The sequence below is a fragment of the Methylobacterium sp. AC832 genome, from assembly GCF_979256025.1.
On the sequence record NZ_CEEDMV010000004.1, the window covers coordinates 227,807 to 245,864 of the forward strand.

The 18,058-nt window shown below is 65.6% G+C and carries 14 protein-coding genes and 1 tRNA gene; 4 read left to right on the plus strand and 11 right to left on the minus strand.

Annotated features, from left to right (window positions below; all coding sequences use genetic code 11):
• The coding region (locus AC0IXR_RS15710) for a calcium-binding protein (RefSeq protein WP_471761402.1) at window positions 1-2,022 on the minus strand (2,022 nt) is incomplete at its 3' end.
• Between the two features lie 845 nt (window positions 2,023-2,867).
• On the opposite strand from AC0IXR_RS15710, the gene AC0IXR_RS15715 reads away from it, so the two are divergent.
• Window positions 2,868-6,623, plus strand: a complete 3,756-nt coding sequence (locus AC0IXR_RS15715; protein ID WP_471761403.1) for an AAA family ATPase — start codon at window positions 2,868-2,870, stop codon at window positions 6,621-6,623.
• Window positions 6,624-6,744: 121 nt separating this feature from the next.
• Here AC0IXR_RS15715 and AC0IXR_RS15720 read toward each other — a convergent pair whose 3' ends face one another.
• From AC0IXR_RS15720 to AC0IXR_RS15735, 4 genes are all read right to left on the minus strand, one after another.
• The gene (locus AC0IXR_RS15720; RefSeq protein ID WP_471761404.1) at window positions 6,745-8,658 is read right to left on the minus strand and encodes a methyl-accepting chemotaxis protein; all 1,914 of its coding nucleotides are present in this window, start codon (window positions 8,656-8,658) and stop codon (window positions 6,745-6,747) included.
• Between the two features lie 560 nt (window positions 8,659-9,218).
• Window positions 9,219-11,045, minus strand: coding sequence for a M10 family metallopeptidase (locus AC0IXR_RS15725; RefSeq protein WP_471761405.1), 1,827 nt, complete (start codon window positions 11,043-11,045; stop codon window positions 9,219-9,221).
• Window positions 11,046-11,276: 231 nt separating this feature from the next.
• A complete protein-coding gene (locus AC0IXR_RS15730; protein ID WP_156467635.1) occupies window positions 11,277-11,729 on the minus strand; it encodes a cupredoxin domain-containing protein in 453 nt (150 codons plus the stop codon).
• A 140-nt stretch (window positions 11,730-11,869) separates the two neighbouring features.
• Window positions 11,870-12,532: an HAD family hydrolase gene (locus AC0IXR_RS15735; RefSeq protein ID WP_207411069.1), complete on the minus strand. Its 663-nt coding sequence runs from the start codon at window positions 12,530-12,532 to the stop codon at window positions 11,870-11,872.
• A 236-nt stretch (window positions 12,533-12,768) separates the two neighbouring features.
• Between AC0IXR_RS15735 and AC0IXR_RS15740 the strand changes: the two genes are divergently transcribed.
• Window positions 12,769-13,020, plus strand: a complete 252-nt coding sequence (locus tag AC0IXR_RS15740; protein ID WP_471761406.1) for a hypothetical protein — start codon at window positions 12,769-12,771, stop codon at window positions 13,018-13,020.
• Between the two features lie 31 nt (window positions 13,021-13,051).
• On the opposite strand, the gene rmf is transcribed toward AC0IXR_RS15740, so the two are convergent.
• The 5 genes from rmf to AC0IXR_RS15765 form a co-directional block, all read right to left on the minus strand.
• Window positions 13,052-13,240, minus strand: a complete 189-nt coding sequence (gene rmf / locus AC0IXR_RS15745; RefSeq protein ID WP_082470600.1) for a ribosome modulation factor — start codon at window positions 13,238-13,240, stop codon at window positions 13,052-13,054.
• Window positions 13,241-13,271: 31 nt separating this feature from the next.
• Entirely contained in the window at window positions 13,272-13,652 is a 381-nt protein-coding gene (locus AC0IXR_RS15750; protein WP_471761407.1) for a hypothetical protein, read from the minus strand.
• Window positions 13,653-13,728: 76 nt separating this feature from the next.
• Entirely contained in the window at window positions 13,729-14,016 is a 288-nt protein-coding gene (locus AC0IXR_RS15755) for a hypothetical protein (RefSeq protein WP_311276875.1), read from the minus strand.
• A 95-nt stretch (window positions 14,017-14,111) separates the two neighbouring features.
• Entirely contained in the window at window positions 14,112-14,360 is a 249-nt protein-coding gene (locus AC0IXR_RS15760; RefSeq protein WP_461221869.1) for a hypothetical protein, read from the minus strand.
• Between the two features lie 270 nt (window positions 14,361-14,630).
• Window positions 14,631-14,707 (minus strand) — tRNA-Arg (locus AC0IXR_RS15765).
• Window positions 14,708-14,896: 189 nt separating this feature from the next.
• Here AC0IXR_RS15765 and AC0IXR_RS15770 point away from each other — a divergent pair.
• Window positions 14,897-15,946 carry a cysteine synthase A gene (locus AC0IXR_RS15770; protein ID WP_471761408.1) on the plus strand — a complete coding sequence of 350 codons (1,050 nt, stop codon included), beginning with the start codon at window positions 14,897-14,899 and terminating at the stop codon, window positions 15,944-15,946.
• A gap of 188 nt (window positions 15,947-16,134) precedes the next feature.
• Entirely contained in the window at window positions 16,135-16,290 is a 156-nt protein-coding gene (locus AC0IXR_RS15775; protein ID WP_018046049.1) for a hypothetical protein, read from the plus strand.
• A gap of 66 nt (window positions 16,291-16,356) precedes the next feature.
• On the opposite strand, the gene AC0IXR_RS15780 is transcribed toward AC0IXR_RS15775, so the two are convergent.
• Window positions 16,357-17,781, minus strand: coding sequence for a serine protease (locus tag AC0IXR_RS15780; protein WP_471761409.1), 1,425 nt, complete (start codon window positions 17,779-17,781; stop codon window positions 16,357-16,359).
• Window positions 17,782-18,058 lie beyond the last annotated feature (277 nt).

Consider the following 18,058-nt stretch of genomic DNA (forward strand, 5'->3'; position numbering starts at 1 on the left):
GGTGGTGCCGGCCTCACTCGTCGTGCCGAGCCGCTCGATCTCCTGACCGGCTCCGAGCACGTAGCTGATGCTCGTCAGCACCCGGTCGGTGCCGCCATCCGCCACCTCGAACACGCGGTCGCCCGCAGTGTCGACATAGTAGATATCGTTGCCGCCGTGCCCCTGAAGCGTGTCGGCTCCAGCCTTGCCGTCGAGGATGTTGGCGCCGCCATTGCCCAGGATCGTGTTGGCCAGCGCGTTACCGGTGCCGTTGATGGCGGCGGTGCCGGTGAGTGTCAGGTTCTCGACATTGGCCGCTAACGTGACGCTGACGGACGAGCGGACAGTGTCTGTGCCGGCATTGGCCGCCTCGACGACGACATCCCCGGCGTTGTCGACCACGTAGGTGTCGTTGCCGACGCCGCCCGCCATCCGGTCCGCGCCCCTACCGCCGTTGACGATGTCGTTGCCGGCCAAACCGAGGATGACGTTTTTCCCTTCGTCACCCGTGAGCCGATCGCTGAACTCGCTGCCTTCGAGGTTCTCGATGTTCAGGAGGCGGTCCTTTTCCGCCGGGATCGTTGTTATGATGGGAGGGGGGGTGATGATGACTCCCCCCTCGGAGGGGAAAGGGTCTGGTTGAAACACGATCGTCTTTTCTGGGACGACCGCCTGCCAGTCCTGCTCATCGAGGGACACGATCACGCCGGCCTTCGCCGATTTGTAGCTCGCGATGTCGACGCCGTCGCCGCCGTCCATACGGTCGTCGCCGACGCCGCCGTCGAGCCGGTCGTTGCCCGTGCCGCCGATCAGGATGTCGTCGCCGCCGTTGCCGTGAAGGGTATCGTTGCCGTCGCCCTCTGCGCTGTAGACGATCCCGGCGCCGCCGCCCCGGAGCGTGTCGCCGCCTTGGCCGCCGAAGAGGGTGTCGTTGCCTTTCAGGCCCTCAAGCGTGTGAGGGGCGAGCAACTTCTCACCCCATTTGGTGGTGATCACATCGAGGCTCGAATCAGCCCGAAGATTGGTGTCGTCGTTGTTCGTACCCTTGATATGCTGACCTTGCGTCAAGCTCAGCAGGGCAGCGGCAGCTTTTTCGAGCTTTTCAATGCCTCTTGCTTCTCTGAAATAATTGTTGAAGGTATATTCTTCTAATTTATTGAAATCAGTCAAAAAGTTCGGTTTTGTTGTTTGCTCTACAGGTGCTCGCCTTATGTATAGATCCTTGATGGCACTATAATCAGTCACTTCTCTTAAGGATTGAGATCCATTGGCGTAAATGAGGGTTGTCGCATCGAGCATCTGCTGTACCGATGCAGTCCCCTTATCCCCTGCGAATATTTCGGCCTGAAAAATCGATCCGGACGCCGGCTCGTAGGAAACCCTGATCCATACTTGCGTGAAACCACCGGATTGCCTCTCATACACATCGAGCTTCGCCGGCATATTGTTCTGAGCGGACTCTTCGAACTTTTCGATACCCGTGGACAGCGATTCAATTGCCGTCTGCAATGTCTCTTTATATTGTGCGCTGGACGTTGCCCCATCGCCGATCTCGCGAATGACGGCAATTCGAGTGGTAATTGCGGATAACAGCGCCGGAACGGCAATGGCGGCATCGGCATTGCTATCCAAAAGATAGTTCTTTGCCCGTGTGACCGCAGATGTCGAGAGTCTTTCCGCCTCAAACAGGTAGCTGTTTGCCAGTTCAGGATCGCTTGTTGTTAGGTACTGATGGACGTAAGTTTTAGCATCGCTTACGTCGGACTTGATATTTGATAGAATATTTCGATCGATGTCGTTCCTAACTTCATCGACTGCCGCAAGTACCTTTTTGTTCAGCTCGACGATCTGATCGAGCTGCTCGCTCATTTCATCCAGGCGTTCCACGGTCGGATCCGTGTCTGCACCACCGAAGAGCTGGGTCAATTCTTTAGGGAGTTCGACACCAGGAATCAGCGAGACCAAGTTGACGGCTAGATTTGCAACGTTCAAGGCCGCGTCGAAATATTCGAACTTCAGCCCTTTGCTTACCGAGTTAGCCATTGCATTTCCCCCCTCTTAATTAAATATTTCGAGAGGCATTAGCACGATGCGCGACAGACGCATATGAAGGGATTCTACTGTTGCGCTCGGAAGTCTTGGCGTAGCGTCTCATCGCATCGTTTGTGGCGCGATGTCACACTCCAGCCTCCCTTAGGATTGGTGGAGCCATGTTCCTATGTCGGCTTTCGAGCCCGACAAAAACTGCTTCTCACGGTGGTGTTGGGGCGGGACCTGTCTGTCCGTTCTACGGCTGGCTTGGGTGGATTGCGGATGGGTCGTCGGCGATAAGGTCGTGAGATGTGGCTTCATGACAGGCGCCGAAGAGCTTCCAAGCGCGGCACGAGGCAGACGCCGCACTCTTCGATCTCGTTATCTCCTCCGAAGAGACCGGTCGTTTCCTCCCGGCGTTCTCCGAGGGGGCGCAGTCAAGATGAGCGACTTTGCGCGTCCGCCATCCCAAGAGCTCCGAATTCGGGTCGATGCCATCCGGTCTGCGGGACCGTTCACACCGATTGTGACACCCGCGCCGTCATTCCGGAGCGCCGAAAGCGAGCCCGGACCCGGAGGGCCGCGCCAGAGGCGTGCGAGCCAGATCCGCCGGGCGTGCCCTATCGAGCCCACGGAGCGGCTCTCGATTCCGGGCTCCGCGATGCGGACCCGGAATGACGACCTGGCTTGTTCAGTGTCATGCCACATCCCGTTCACCCGAGTTCGAAGCCCTGCCGCCATCCCGCCGCGTGTGGACATCGTTGCGCGGCGTCTGCATCACCCTCGTCCGCTCGTCATCCTGGGCTATGACACCCTTCCCCGCATCCCCCTGACTTCTTGAGACGAGGCCACGACCCTTGCGCATCCTGGCGATACGCGGCGAAAATCTCGCGAGCCTGGCGGCTCCCTTCTCCGTCGACCTGTCCGGCGGCCCCATCGGCGCCACCGGGATCTTCGCCATCACCGGCGAGACGGGGGCGGGCAAGTCGACCATCCTCGACGCCCTCTGCCTCGCGCTCTACGGGGGCTATCCGCGTGTCGCCACGAGCGGCCGCGAGCGCGCGCCCGATCCCGGCGGCGATCCCATCACCATCGGCGACGAGCGGGCGATCCTGAGGCGGGGGGCGACGGAGGGCTTCGCCGAGGTCGATTTCATCGGCCGGGACGGGCAGAGCTACTGCGCGCGATGGTCGGTCTACCGGGCGCGCGGCAAGGCCAATGGCCGTCTCCAGAACAAGACGCGCTCCCTCACCCGGCTGGCGGATGGGAGCTCCGTCGGCGACAGCAAGGCCGGCATGGTCGATGCGGCGATCTGCGACCTCACCGACCTCACCTTCGACCAGTTCCGCCGCACCGTCCTGCTGGCCCAGGGGGAGTTCGACGCGTTCCTCCTTGCCGCCGAGGGCGAGCGCGCGGAACTCTTGGAGAAGATCACCGGCACGGCGATCTATTCCGAGATCTCGAAACGGGTTCATGCCGGCACCGAGGCGGAGCGCGCCAAGGTGAAGGAGCTGGAGGCTCATCGCGACGCCGTCGGCCTCCTCGACGAGGCGGCGCGGGCGGAGAAACACGCTGAACGGGCGCGGCTCCTCGCCGAGGTGGCGGACCTTTCCGGCCAACTGGCGGAGCTGAACGCGGCGCTGGCCCATGCACGGCGCATCGCCGACACACGGGGTCAGGTGGCGGCGGCCGAAGCCCGCCTCGCCCTGGCGCGCGAGGCCCTGGACATCCATCGGCCCGACAGCCTTCGCCTGGCCGAGCTCGACGCGGTCGAGCCCCTTCGCGAGCCGGCGAGAAATGCGGCTCGGGCAGAGCGGGATCTCGCCGCCGCCGAAGCCGCCCTGGCACTGGCCCTGACGACGCGCGGCGAGGCCGAAGCGCGGGCCGAAGCCGCGCGGGTGGCTCATGACGAGGCCGCCAAGGCGGACGAGGCGTCGGAAGCCGGGTTCAAGGCGCTGGGGCCGGTCTGGACGCGGGCGGCCGAACTCGACACCCGGATCGGCGAGGCCGCCACCGAATCCGCCCTTGCCGCCGAGGCGGCCGACGCCGCCAAGGCGAAGGCTCTGGAGGCACAGACGGCGCTGGCCCATCTGGATGCCAGTCACGCGGCGGCGGCGTCCGCGCGCAGCGACGTCGCCGCCCGGTTCGCGGCCGATACGGGCGGGGCTTTTCTCGCCCAACGGACGAACGAGGCCGAGCAGCTCTTTGCCAAGCGCGCGAGCCTCGGCGCGGAACTGGCCCAGGCCAAGGCCGATCTCCGCAAGGCCACGGACGAGGCCTCCCGCCTCTCGGCATCGATCGCCACGGGGGACCGGGCGATCACACAGGCGAAGGCGGCGCGGACGCAAGCGGCCGAGCGCCGGGCAGCGCTGAGCACCGAGCTCGAACAGGTCGGCGAAGCCTCGGCACGGGCGCGCTCAGGCACGATCGACCGGCTCGCCGAGCAGCTGCGCGAGGCGCTGCCCCTCGCGCGCAGCCACGCGGAGGCGTCCCTCGCCCTCGAACGGGCCAGGACCGAGGCGGAATCCGCGAGGTTGGCCCTAGAATCCGCGCGGTCGGCCAGCGAAGAGGCCGCCGCCCGGCAGGCCCGCGCGGTCGAGCTGCGAAAGGCCGTCGCCCCTCTGGCGGAGCTCGCCGAGGAGGCCGTCTCGCAGCAGGCCGCGCATCTGCGCAGCCTGCTGATCGAGGATCAGCCCTGCCCGGTCTGCGGCGCCACCGATCACCCGCATGCCCGGGACCAGGATCAGGATGGGCTCGGGCGGGTCGCGGCGGCGCTGAAGGCCCAACGTGCCGAGCAGGATGCGGCCATCGCCGCCGCCGGACAATCCCAGGCGGAGGCCGCGTCGGCACGCGCCGCCGCCGGCGCGAGGTTGAGCAATACCGAGCAGGCAGCGGCAGCCGCCATCGAGACGCTGGACCGCGCCAACGCCGCCTATGCGCTTCTCCACCCGCACCTCCTCGCCACCCATGGCGATGCGGCGGTCGGCGGACATGTCCCGACAAGGCTCGATGCCGAGGCGGTGTCCATGCTCACGGGCCTGATCGACACCCTCAAGGTCGCACGCGCGCCGCTGCTGGCCGCGCTGGAGCGGGCCGGGACATTGCGCGGCGAGATCGACGCCGTCGCGACGCGGATCGAGGCCGGTGGCCGGGAAATCGAGGCGGCGGAACTGTCCCGCGCCGCCGAGCGCGAGGCCCTGCGTCTCGCCGAACTCACCGCCAACGGCGGGACGGTCCGCGTTTCGGGCCATACGGAGCGGCTCGACTCCCTCGGCCGCGAGATCGCGCCCTATCTGGCGGGCGCCGGCCTGTCGCTGGCCAATCTCGACCGGGACGGGGCCGGCGCGGGCAAGCGCGTGGCCGAGATTGCCGCCGTGCACCGCGCCCTCGACCGGCAGCGCGAAGAGCTCGACCGGGAAGTCCAGGCCCTCGCGTCGCGTCGTGCCGGCGCGGTCGAGGCCCTGGGCTTCACCCGTGCCGCCGCGGACGCGGCCGGACGCCAGGCGCTGGCCCGCTCCGAAAAGCTCGCCGAGCTGCGGGCCGAACGCGCGCCTCTCCTCGGCGGCGAGGAGACCGGCCTGCATCGGACCCGGATCAACGACGCGCGCAAGCGCGCCCGCGATGCGTTGAAACGGGCGGAGGAAGCCCGCGCCGCCGCCCATGCCGCCCTCGCCTCGGCGGTGACGGCGGCAGAGCACGGGACCTCTTCCCGCGACGCGGCCCGGCGGCTGCGCGAGGAAGCCGATGCCGTCTTCACGGCCGCCTGCGCCCCGCGCAGTGTCGAGGCCGTGCGGGAGGCCCTCGCCCTCGCGCCGGAGATCCGCTCCTCCCTGCGCCTCGCCGTGGATGCGCGCATGGCGGAAGCCCGCGAAGCGGAGACCGCCCTCGCCACGCGGCGGGCCGACCTCGCAAACCTGCTCGACGCGCCCGAGATCGACGGGCCTGCCACGCAAGCGGCAGCGTCCGGCCTCGGCGAGACGATCACCGCCCATCAACAGGGCCTCGGCGCCATCACGGCCGATCTCGAACGGGACGACGCGGCGCGCCTGCGCGCGGCGGGGCTGGAGGCGGCGATCGCCGAGGCACGCGCCGACTTCTCTGTCTGGGAGGCGGTGAACGACGCCGTGGGCTCGGCCAGCGGCATCAAGTTCCGCCTCTTCGCGCAAGGGGTGACGCTGGAGCATCTGGTCCGGCTCGCCAACGAGCACCTGCTGGCCTTGAGCCCGCGCTACCGGCTGGTGCGCGGCGACCCGGCCAACCTCTCCCTCCACGTGGTCGATCGCGACATGGGCGAGGAGGTGCGCGCCACCCGCAGCCTGTCGGGCGGCGAGCGCTTCCTCGTTTCCCTCGCCCTCGCCCTCGCCTTGTCGGGCCTGGAGGGCCGCGATTCCTTCGTCGACACGCTCTTCATCGACGAAGGCTTCGGCTCCCTCGACGCCGAGACCCTCGACCTCGCCGTGGACGCCCTGGAGACGCTCCAGGGCCGTGGCCGCAAGGTCGGCGTCATCACCCATGTGGCGGCGATGATCGAGCGCATCGCCGTGCAGGTCCGGGTGGAGAAGCGCGGCAACGGCCGCAGCGTGGTCAGGGTCGTGGAGGCGGGGGCGGGGTGAGGCTGGGTCTGGCCGGCGCCGTCCGGCTCCTCCAACGGCACGAGGGGTGGGACGCCGTCCCGTGGCGTCCCACCCCTTCCATTTTCGTCCGTCCAAACCCGACGACGTGTTGCCCTCGGGTTCAGGCGGCCCGCACGGTCGCCAGGAAGCGGCCGACCTCGCTCGAGAGATACTCGGAGTGACGCGAGAGTTCGGACGCCGAGACGAGCACCTGGGCGGCGGCGGCTTCCGTTTCCTCGGCGGCGCCTGCCACGCCGGAGATGTTGTAGGTCACCTCCTTCGTTCCGGCCGCCGCTTCGGCCACGTTCCGCACGATCTCCTGGGTCGCCGCCCCCTGCTCTTCCACCGCGGAAGCGATGGCGGTCGCGACACCATTGATCTCCTGGAGGCGGCCTGCGATCTCGCCGATCGCGTGGACCGTCTGCTCGGTGGAGCCCTGGACACGCGCGATCTGCCCGGAGATCTCCTTGGTGGCCTGGGCCGTCTGGTTGGCGAGTTCCTTGACTTCAGCGGCGACGACGGCAAATCCGCGTCCCGCTTCCCCGGCCCGCGCCGCTTCGATGGTGGCGTTGAGGGCGAGCAGGTTCGTCTGGCTCGCGATCGTCGAGATCATCTCGACCACCGCGTCGATGCGCGCGACGCTGCCGCTCAGTTCCTCCACGAGACGGCGGGTCTCGCTGGCCTCGGACACGGCGGATTGCGCGAGGTTGGCGGAGCCATCGACCTGACGGCCGATCTCCTGCACGGACGATCCCAGTTCCTCGGCCGCGGCCGCGACGGTGTTGACGTTGGTCGCCGCCTCCTCGGCCGCCGCCGCCACGGTGGTCGACCGACCGGCCGTCTGCCTGGCGGCCGATGTCATCGTCTGGGCCGTGGCCTGAAGCTCCGTGGCCGACGAGGCGACGAGCCCGATGACACTGCTGAAGGACTTCTCGAAATCGTCGGCCATCTCCATCATCGTCCTCTGGCGCTCGCGGAGAGCGGCTTCCTTTGCGATCCGGTCACGGTCGGCCACGTCGGCGGCTTTCTGGGCGACCATCGTCTTGATGCCCTCCACCGCTCTCCCGACCGCGCCGATCTCGTCGTTCCGGGCGGCGGCCTCGATCTCGGTGTCGATGTGACCGGCGGACATGTGCTCCAGAACCTTCACGAGACTTCCCAGCGGACGGGCGACCGTGCGTGACAGGAGCTGGCTGACGACGAGGGCCATGATGACCAGGGCCGAGAGCGTTGCGACGATCATCACGAACTTGAGGCGCTGGACGGGGGCGAACGCCTTGGCCTGATCGATCGACAAGGCGACGTACCATTCCATCGCGGGCGGCAGGTTGGGCACGCGAACGAAGGTCATGAGCGTAGAGCGGCCCTCCTCCGTCACCTCCGTGAAAGCCGGTCCGATCGGCGGGAGGGGTCCGGAGACCAAGTCGGAAAGCGGCTTTCCGAGGAGCTCGGCCTTTGAATGGACGAGGATCTTTCCGGTCTTCGAAACCAGGTAGGCGTAGCCGAAACCACCGATATCGACCTCGTTGATCATCTTCGAAAGGACATCGACACTGAAGTCATTGCCGATCACGCCGAACAGCTCCTTCGTCTCGTCATAGACCGGCGCTGAAATCGTGATGGTCATTTCCTGGGTGCTGGCGGCAATATAGGGGTCCGTCATGGCGACGCCCCCGGCTTCGACCGCAGCCTTGAACCAGGGACGCTCGCGTGCATCGTATCCTGGCCTGATGGGGCCCTTCGGGATCTTCGTGTAGTTCCCCCGGACGTCCCCGAAGGAACTGAGAATGAACGACTTGGTCATGGCCGGCGATCCCAGAACCTTGTCGATCTGACGGTCGTCCATTCCCTTGACGATCTGCTGGGTGGCCATTTCCGCCAAGTCGGATTTGCCGATCAGCCAATTGCTGACGTTCCGGGACGCGGCGTTTCCGAGATTGGTGGCGCTCAGCCTGACCGCCCTCTCGACTTCCTGAGACTGGCTCGTGAACAAGTATAGCGACAGGCAGATCAGGACCAGGAACAGGGAGATCACGATCGACGCCGTCGCTTTGGAGGCGACGCCGGAAAATCCTCCGAAGAGAGTATTGCGAGAGGTCGCTGCTTTCACGGCCCTGTTAAGTAGCATTATATAGCCTATTCGTTGCCGTCTTACCCATGGAAGACTGCGCCCTCCATTTGCATGTGCAAGCGCGATATCGCCCACGAAGCTTAAGTATTAATTAATTCTTACTTTATTTGGCGGCTAATATTCGGCGATAGTCATCGATTTGTTTGTATACCGAAGAGAGCGAACAGGTCTCACCCGGCATTGCGGGGCTTTTATCGGTCATTGTGGAAGAGCAGCGAGAAATCGGCCGCCTTTCCCCTGAGAGCCCCTTGAACAAACGCCCAGCGACCGAGTGACCGGGCGGCACGGCAATCGGCCGCCATAGCGAGATGGGGTTTGCAAGCGGACCATGCGGCATGAACGGCCTCATACCCGGTCTCACCGACCCTGACCCATAGGTCAGGATCAGTGAGATCCGGCGCGCGACCGCCCCCGCGCCGTCGCGCGGGCAGGCCTCGATGAGTCAGACTCAGCGAGGTCTGTTCTTAGACGAAGAAACCCGAATCGACCTGCGAGACTCGGATATGGTCGAGCTCGACCGTACCGCCGCCCGACAGGGTGAGCAGGGCATAGCCGTCGGAGGATCGCCCGACGGCATAGCTCTGCCCGGAGAGATCGATCCGGTCACCGCTCGAGGCGCTGAAATCGAACAGCGTGTCGTGTCCCGAATGGATGTCGAAAACCGAGCGGTTGGCTCCCGCGCCGAGGAAGAACTGGTCGTCTCCGCGCCCGCCGATCAGGACGTTGTCGCCCCTGTCGCCGATGAGAACGTCGTTGCCCCAACCGCCATAGAGCCTGTCGTTGCCGGCGCCGCCTTCGAGCCGGTCGTTGCCCAGGCCGCCGAGGAGCGTATCAGCACCGTCGTTGCCGTAGAGCCGGTCGCGTCCGGACCCGCCATTGAGGGCGTTGTCGCCCGCATTACCGCGCAACGCATTCGCCACATCGTTGCCGGTGGCCTTCGTCGCGGCATTGCCGATGAGGATCAGGTGCTCGACATTCTCACCGAGCGCGTAGGAGACGCTGCTCCGCACGTAATCGGTCCCTTGCCCGGCCCACTCCACCACCACGTCGCGCCCATTGTCGACGAGGTAGGTGTCGTTCCCGGTCAGGCCGAACATCTTGTCGGAGGAGAGACCGCCGTCGAGGCGGTTGTCGGCCGTGTTTCCGACCATCCGGTCATGCCCCCGGCCGCCGATGGCGTTCTCGATCAGGGAGCGGAGGTCGCCCTGGTGCAGGAGCGCGTTGGCGACGTTGCCGACCGCAATCGCGTCACCGCCGCTATAGGCCTGGTGGTTCACGAGTTGCGCGGCGGAGAAGGTCGAGAAGGCCCCCGGGCGCAGATCCACGTCCAGGGCGGTCGCATAATTGGAGAGATCGTAGGTATCGCGGCCGTTGCCGTCCCAGATCGTCATCGAGATCTTGTTGGCGGTGGGAGCGGCTTGATCGATTCCGTCGATCGACAGCTCGCCGGTCTTGGTGTCCCAGCGATAGGTCGTGTTTCCGCTATTGGTTGCGAAATTGGCGCCGTAGAGAAACTGCAGGGCGGCGATGTCGTCCTGCATGTAGGTCTGCGGCTGGTTGAATCCCTCACCCTCGAATGAGACGCCGAGATTGGTCGGGTCGGACCGGTAGGTCATCAGGGACCAATCCTGTCCGTCCTTCTCCAGCGGAAGCGCCGCCGTACCGTAGCGGGGCGGGCTGCCGGCAAGGCCGAGTTCGGCATTCAAGGGCGCGTATGTATAATCCTGATGGCCATGCTTCAGGCCGAGCGCATGCCCGATCTCGTGCATGTTCGTTGCCTGCCCCCAGTTTCCGAGTGCCGGAACACTGTAGAACGGCTGATCGGTATAGGTTCCGAACCAGACATCCCCGGCTTGGAGATTGCTCGACGGAAAATTGGCGTGGGCCGATTCTTCATCGATCCAAGAGGTCTGGCTGAGGCGCAGCTCGGCATGGGTCGTAGCTGTCTCGGTGATCTCATGGAACTTCAGGTTGGTGTAGGAGGCAACGAGATCGAGCGTGTAGCGCGTCGCGTCCTGCTGCTGTGGGTTGAACGGCAGGTGATAGACGGGGTCGCCACTCTGGTCCGGGACACTCCCCTTGGTACTCTCGTAGCCGGACCCTTCGTAGAAGCTCCCGCTCGTCGGAAAGCTGTAGGTCAGCGTGCCGATTGTCCATTTCGACCCGATCAGAACACCATCGATATGATCGTCGCCGGCGAAATGATACGTCCCGTCGCGATCCTGAAACTGAAGTAGCAGGGCTGTCTTACCGTCGCTGCGGCTGGCTGATGATGAACCCGGTACGGCCATTGTCTCGCGCCTTCACAATCGAGCATGATTGTTCGCGCCGTGATGGCCGGTCAGGGCGATGGCTCGCATCGACAGCGCTCAAGACTGGGTTCTTGAGGCTTTCCGGTTAAGACATAGCTTAACGACACTGAGAATGGTGGCCGGACAGGCTGATCTCCGAAGAGTTGCCAGAGGCAGGGCAGCCGGCCAAGAGGATGACGGCGCCCGGCTTTGAGCCGGAGCGCCATCTGGTCATCCGGCGGGTGGCGTCAGGATCAGCTTGCCGACGAAGGGGGCATCGGCATTACGGGTGCTGGTGCAGCCATAGGCGGTCTCGCCCGCCTTCATCGTCCGCAACCGCAGCACGCCCTTGCCGTTCTGCTTCACGGTGTAGCCCTTCTCGCTCATGACGTGGACGAGGTCGCCATCCGCGTGCAGCACCTTGGCGTTCTCGAACTGTCCCTCGGCGGTGATCGTTACGGGCGCGTTCGCCGTGCTGACGATATGAAGCTCCACATTCGTGTCGGCGGGCAGCCGCAACTCGGCCGGACTGCAGACGGGCTTTCCATTCTCGAGTGCAACCGTCAGCTCGACCGGCGGCATCGCATCGGTTGCCGGTGGCGCCAGAGGCTTGCTTTGGGAATAAGCCGGACCCGCAATGAGTACGGCCGCCGCTACGGCAAGGCTTCGACGAATCGTCATCATCTTTATTGGCTCCATTACTTCGCATCCAGGCGGTGCGCAGCGTCATTCTGATAAGAACGACCACTCGCCCCTGTTCCAGGCTGCGACGAAGCGAGCCCCTGACCTGCGCTCAGACGGAGTGTCGGACCGATGGGGCGATGTCAGGCGACGAGGGGAGAGCGATCGAAACCGGCGAGCAGATCCTGCGGGTCTCGATAGATCGCGATGCAGCCGGCCTTCGACAGGTCCGCAGCGGGGAAGCCGCCACAGAGGACGCCGATCGTCGAGAGACCGGCTTTGGCCGCGGCCTCCGCATCGTAGGGCGTATCGCCGACCACGACGATCGATCGAGGTTCGAGGGGCGCGAGTTTCTTCAGGGCCGATTCGAAGATGTCGGGATGGGGCTTGGAGCGCTCCACATCATCCGAAGACGTAACGACGTCGACGAGGTCGGCGATGCCGAGCAACTCCTGATAATGCTCGACTTCGTCCTTCTTGCCCGAAGACCCCAGGGCGATCCGTAGATCCGCTGCCCTGATCCGCTCGAACAGAGCTCTCACCCCGGGGAACGGCCGCACCCGATCCAGGTACTCGCGCTTGAACAGGTCGGAGCGGTAAGCCTCGATCGTCTCGCCCTCGCGAGCGACGCGATCCGGCGGCAGGAAGACCGGCATCAGCTCGTCGCCGCCCTTGCCGATCTGGCGCCGGACCAGAGCGGGATCGGTCTCCACCCCGAAATGGGCGAAGGCATCGACCCAGGCCTGGGCATGCAGGTCGACACTGTCGAGCAGCGTCCCGTCGATATCGAAAATCACTGCGCGCATTGGTGGCCCTCCGCGCCGACAACCATCGGGAGGATGCGCCGTTCCGCCGGACCGAGGCCAAGGACCGATGGATGGCGGTCGAAGAGGGGGTCGCGTTGCGGTCGAAACGGGGGCCGCGTTGCGGTATCCGACGCGCCGCCGCTCCCCTCCAAGATGGGTTAGAGCGTGGCGGCGTGCCGCCCCGATGCGCGAATAAGCATTATCATGCTATATATTATCCTGGGCGGACCGCGTGTATGGCATTTTCGTTCTTGACCGAAGTGAGCGCCGTTTGCCCAATGATGAGCCATCACTGTCTCGACCCCCATGATCCCTACGCCCAGGCGGAAGTACTGGTGACGTTCGAGGGAGTTTTCCCCGACATCCGCCTCGTATCGGCCATCGACCAGGAAGGTGACGACATCCTCTCGGATCTGATCGATGAGCAGAAGCGCGACCTGATCGATGAAATTGCCGCGTTCCATTACGAGGCGCGGACGGCAGCCTGACCGTCCGTCGCGCTTTGTTACTGGCTTCCGCTCAAAGACGCCTTTCGTACGATGGTCGGGCCGACTCTTCCTCGCGCGGCGTGCCGTCATACCCTTCCATCCAGGATAAACGCTCCTCGCTATCGCGAGGATAGGGACATGCATCCTTGGGATGACCATGGATGCGGGCCTGCGCGCCCTGCTCGATAGGGTCGGGGCGCGAATGACGGATGTCGGCCATGGAACTGCCTCCGTGCTATGGGTGTGATCGGTCAACTCGGACAAACCGGTCGATGATCCCGCGACCAAAGGGTTCTCTCAGCCCTTTGTCCCCTCGGAGTGGGGCGACGGCCAAGCCTGGCGCTCGGCGTCCCCCCCGCACCATCGGCCTTGCAACCCGCCGCCGGATTGTCCCTCTCGTCATCCTCGACCTTGCCGATCATCTGCTCGAGCAGCGGTGGCAGCTTCATCGCAGAGGCATCGAGGATGATGGCGGCATCGAGCAGCGCATGGATCTGCGCTTCGGGAATGGGTTGACTGGCGATCTGGGCGCCGAGGACACGGTCTGCCAGCTGGCCCGCGAGCCGCGAGACCTCCGACAGCCGGCCAACCACATCCAGAGCGGTGGAGGAGGTATCCCGGCTCCGGTTCATGGCAGATGGTCTCCCCCGTCAGGTGCTCGGACCATGCCCCCACGCGCGGGACGCTTCTCGCCGGCTTCGCCGACCGTCAGCGCAAAGCCGCAGTGAAGGATCTGTCGATCGGGTTCAGGGATGTCATCCTGGGACCGCGCATCTCGGGGGCGGTCAACTCGACATCGTCGAGTACCGCATTGGCGATCGCAACAAGGTCTTCCGCCGAAGCATCCAGCCGGGGACGGATGGCCTCGGCCAGACGCGTGACGAGGGTCTGCTCGACGCCCGGGTGAATCCGCGAATTCACCTGCCTGACATAGGCAGCCAGAACGTTCTCCGCGATGTCGCGCGCGGCCTTATCGGCTTCGGGTGTATCCTGCACGGAAAGCGTCCTGATGTTGGAGATCGGATCTTGCGAGGTGGCTCTTTGACGAGAGCCGGCCTCTGTCGCTTGGCTCGACAAGTCTCGAAACCACATCAGTGTTTCAGCAGGGTCTCGAACTTCTCTTCGGACGGCAGCGTGTTCGAGAATTGCGAAAGGCGGCTCAGGCTGGGCTCGGTCAGACCGCCCGCATTCGCATAGGCGGCAAGTGCGAAGCTCACCAGCAGCTCCGCTTCCTCCTGCGTAACGGCACGTCCGCTTAAGACACTCGCGGCTCCCCGCACCGCATGCACGGCCTGACCGAATGCCGGATCTCCCCTCAGCTCCGCGACACGTCTCGGCACCCTTCCCTCCTTCGGCTTCGTTCGCCAACGATCGCCTACCGGTGGCGGATCGCAATCGATCAAAGCGTCAGAATAGCCTTGGTTTCATCCGTCCCGAACGGCGCAGCACGGAAAGGCACGCCCGAATCGATCAGACAGCGAGTCAGTCGCTTGAACGATGAAGCAGGATAAGAATGAGATAGGGTAGGGTGAATTCCCCAGGGCGCTCGCGGTGTTACCCGTGGCATGGCTCCTGGCAGTTTCAGCTAGACTGGAAACCTAGCTAAGTGTTGGCGCGCCCGAAAGGATTCGAACCTCTGACCCCCAGATTCGTAGTCTGGTGCTCTATCCAGCTGAGCTACGGGCGCCGACCTGACCGGGGGAGAGTTGTGCGCTCCGCCGTCGGTGGGGGTGTCTAGAATCTCCTTTTCAGCTTGGCAACCCCTTCTCGACCGATAGGCGTACCTTTCTGCGATCCGCGTGATCGTGGGTGGTCGCGGGACGCCGTGTCGGTCATGCTCGTTGCTCCTCACATCGCAGGAGACGCCCGACCCGTCATGACCACGCGCACCCCTTCCCTCTCCGGCGATGTCCTCGCCGCCATCGGCGGAACGCCGCTGATCCATCTGCGCAGGGCGTCGGACCTCACCGGCTGCACCATCCTCGGCAAGGCCGAGTTCCTCAATCCCGGACTGTCGGTGAAGGACCGGGCGGCCCTGTCCATCGTCGCGGATGCGGAGCGGCGCGGGTCGATCCGGCCTGGCGGCACCATCGTCGAGGGGACGGCGGGCAATACCGGCATCGGGCTCGCCCTGGTCGCCTCGGTCCGCGGCTACCGCACGGTCATCGTCATCCCGGAAACGCAATCGGCCGAGAAGAAGGAGACGCTGCGCCTCGCCGGCGCCCGCCTCGTCGAGGTCCCGGCCGTGCCGTTCTCCAACCCGGACAATTACGTGCATGTGGCGCGGCGGCTCGCCGAGCGCCTCGCTGCGACCGAACCGGCCGGCGCCTTCTTCGCCAACCAGTTTGACAACGTCGCCAACCGCCAGGCGCATGTGGACACGACCGGCCCCGAGCTCTTCGCCGCGACGGAGGGTCGGATCGACGGTTTCGTCTGCGCCGCCGGAACGGGGGGCACCCTCGCCGGCACCGCCCAGGCCTTGCGGGCGCTCAAGCCCGGAATCACCGTCGCGCTCGCCGATCCAGAGGGATCGGCGCTACATGCCTATTACACCACCGGCACGCTGAAGGCCGAAGGCTCCTCGATCACCGAAGGGATCGGCCAGGGCCGGGTGACCGCCAATCTCGAAGGGTTCCGGCCGGACCATTCCTTCCGCATCCCCGACACGGAAGCCCTGGACATCGTGTTCGGGCTGATGCGCGAGGAAGGGCTCAGCCTGGGCGGCTCATCGGGGATCAACGTCGCCGGCGCGATCCGGCTCGCGCGGGTTCTCGGCCCCGGCCACACCATCGCGACCATTCTCTGCGACGGGGCGGCGCGCTACGCATCTAAACTGTTCAACCCGGCTTTCCTCACCGAGCGCGGGTTACTGGTGCCGGCCTGGCTCACGGAAACGGCGGGCGATCTCCCCGACTGGCGGGCCTGATACCGGACGGCAACGGGTGCGTCTCGTGACCGTCCGACCGTGCGGCTGGGGCTGAAATCGACTTTCCTGCAACACCGTCATCAATCTGCATCATCGTGACGCGGTCGCGTTGAACGGAATCGGCGGATGGACGTTGCACCGGTCAAGCTCAAGCAATGTTGGTTGGGCGTGACCGGAGTTTCTTTCCCATGACCCTGACCACCATCCTGCTCATCATTCTGATCCTCGCCGTCCTCGGCGGCGGCAACTTCCTCGGTGGCGGCGCTTATCGCGGGCAGAGCTTCGGTCTGGGCGGTATCCTCATCATCATCCTGATCGTGCTTCTGGTCACGGGACGCCTCTGACCGCACGACCGGACCGGCGGGGCGTTCCGGCGCCCCGCCGGCCATGCATCCGGGACAGCGCGATCCCTACGGACAGGTGAGGCCGACCACCGAGTCAGCCACCCTGGAGGCGACCGCGCCGAGGGTGGAACCCGATCCGCCGCTGGCCGCCCCCGGCGAGATGCCGTTCTCGGCCAGGAACGCGAAGGCCACGCGGCCATCGACCATCGGGTAGCTCATTGGCGGCGCCACACCGGCGACGAGACGGGGCGACGACGGATAGCGGGCGACGAGACCCGCCAGGGCTCCGTCCCGGTCGAGCACGATGGCCCCCGACGATCCGGGCTGTAGCGGCGCGGAGAGCCGATCCCCGCCAGCTTGGCCCGACGAGACGGCGATCCCCCCTCCCCCATCGGCCCCCAGGACCACGAGCGCGTCGCCCGGCGTCAACGCGCTCCCTTTCGAGGCCAGGGTGGCAACGCGGCCCTTCGCGCCGGTCCCTTCGAGAAGTGCCAGACCGCGGCCTGCATCCACCTTGACGATACGTGCTGCCGCGCCGGCGATCCGTGGTGCCGCACAGGTCTCCAGGACCGAGGAGCTTGTCAGGACACGCCCCTGGGCGACGACGAGGCCGATCCCTGTCGTCACAGCGGCGCGGACCAGAGGCGGCAGGGCTTTCACCGCCGGAGCCGGCGTAGACCTGTCGAGTGTCCCACCAGGCTTGGCCGCTACCTGGGCAGGAGCCGCATCGGCCGTCTCCGGGAACGGCACGAAACTGTTGGCGATGGCGATGACCAGACGGTCCAGATCCGGCCCGAGGGCCTTGTCGTAGCCGATGGTGAAGCCGCGAACTCCCCCCGGAGCGGCGGCATAGCGGATGTAGGATTTGCCCGTCGCCGTCTCGCCGGTGACCACAAGGAAATCCGGCCGCTTGATCTTGTAGGTGACCTTGCGGTCGGAGCCCGGCGCGGTGATGCGGGCGAATAGGGCATCGAGACTGGTCTCCTCCGGGGCGAAGGATTTGGTGTCGAGGGTGACGCGGCCATCCCCGCTTTGCCAGCGGGTTCCGCCAGCCTGAGGGCTGCGCTTGGCGAGCAGCCGCTCAGGCACGCCGATCATGACGCCGCTCGCCGGATCGGGCTTCACGGTGAAGCGCGCCGCCTTCCGAGCCATCTCGCCGGCTGCGAGGATCGCCGCCCGCATCCTCGCGTCCGGGAAGCCGGGCGCCGGGTTGCCGGCACGCTTCTGGTAGGAGAGCAGGGCGTCATAGGTGCGGCGCCCAAACGTGCCGGTGATGACGCTGTTGTAGTCGCCGGTCCAGACCAGGGCGTCCTGCAGGCCCTTCCTGTCCGGCTCCGGCAGGGGCTCGAAGGCCGCCTTCGCCGCTTCGAAGGCGGGGTCGGCCGCCGGTGCCGCACGGGCAGGCGCCTGGGCGGGGCCTTGAGCCTGAACCGGCAGGACGAGGAGGGCTAGAGCCGCCGCAACCCCTGCGAATCGCGCGCGCTGCGTCATGGTCCACGCTCTCCGATGGCCTTTTGCCGATGCCGTTTGCGAAGGTGTGACAGAGGGATCGCCGGATTTCCAGCCGATCGTCAGAGCGAGCGCGTCATTGCGGCGCGCGCGCGAGGTGCTAGGGTCCGGCGCGGCACCGAGGGGGGATCGGATGCCGCCGAAGACGAGGTGGGCGATGTCGGGATCAACCAGGCTCGGGCGCGCGACCGCCCATTTTTCCATAACCGTCTTTGCCAGAAGCGTTCTCGCCAGTGCTCTGGCGCTCGGCGGTCTGGTC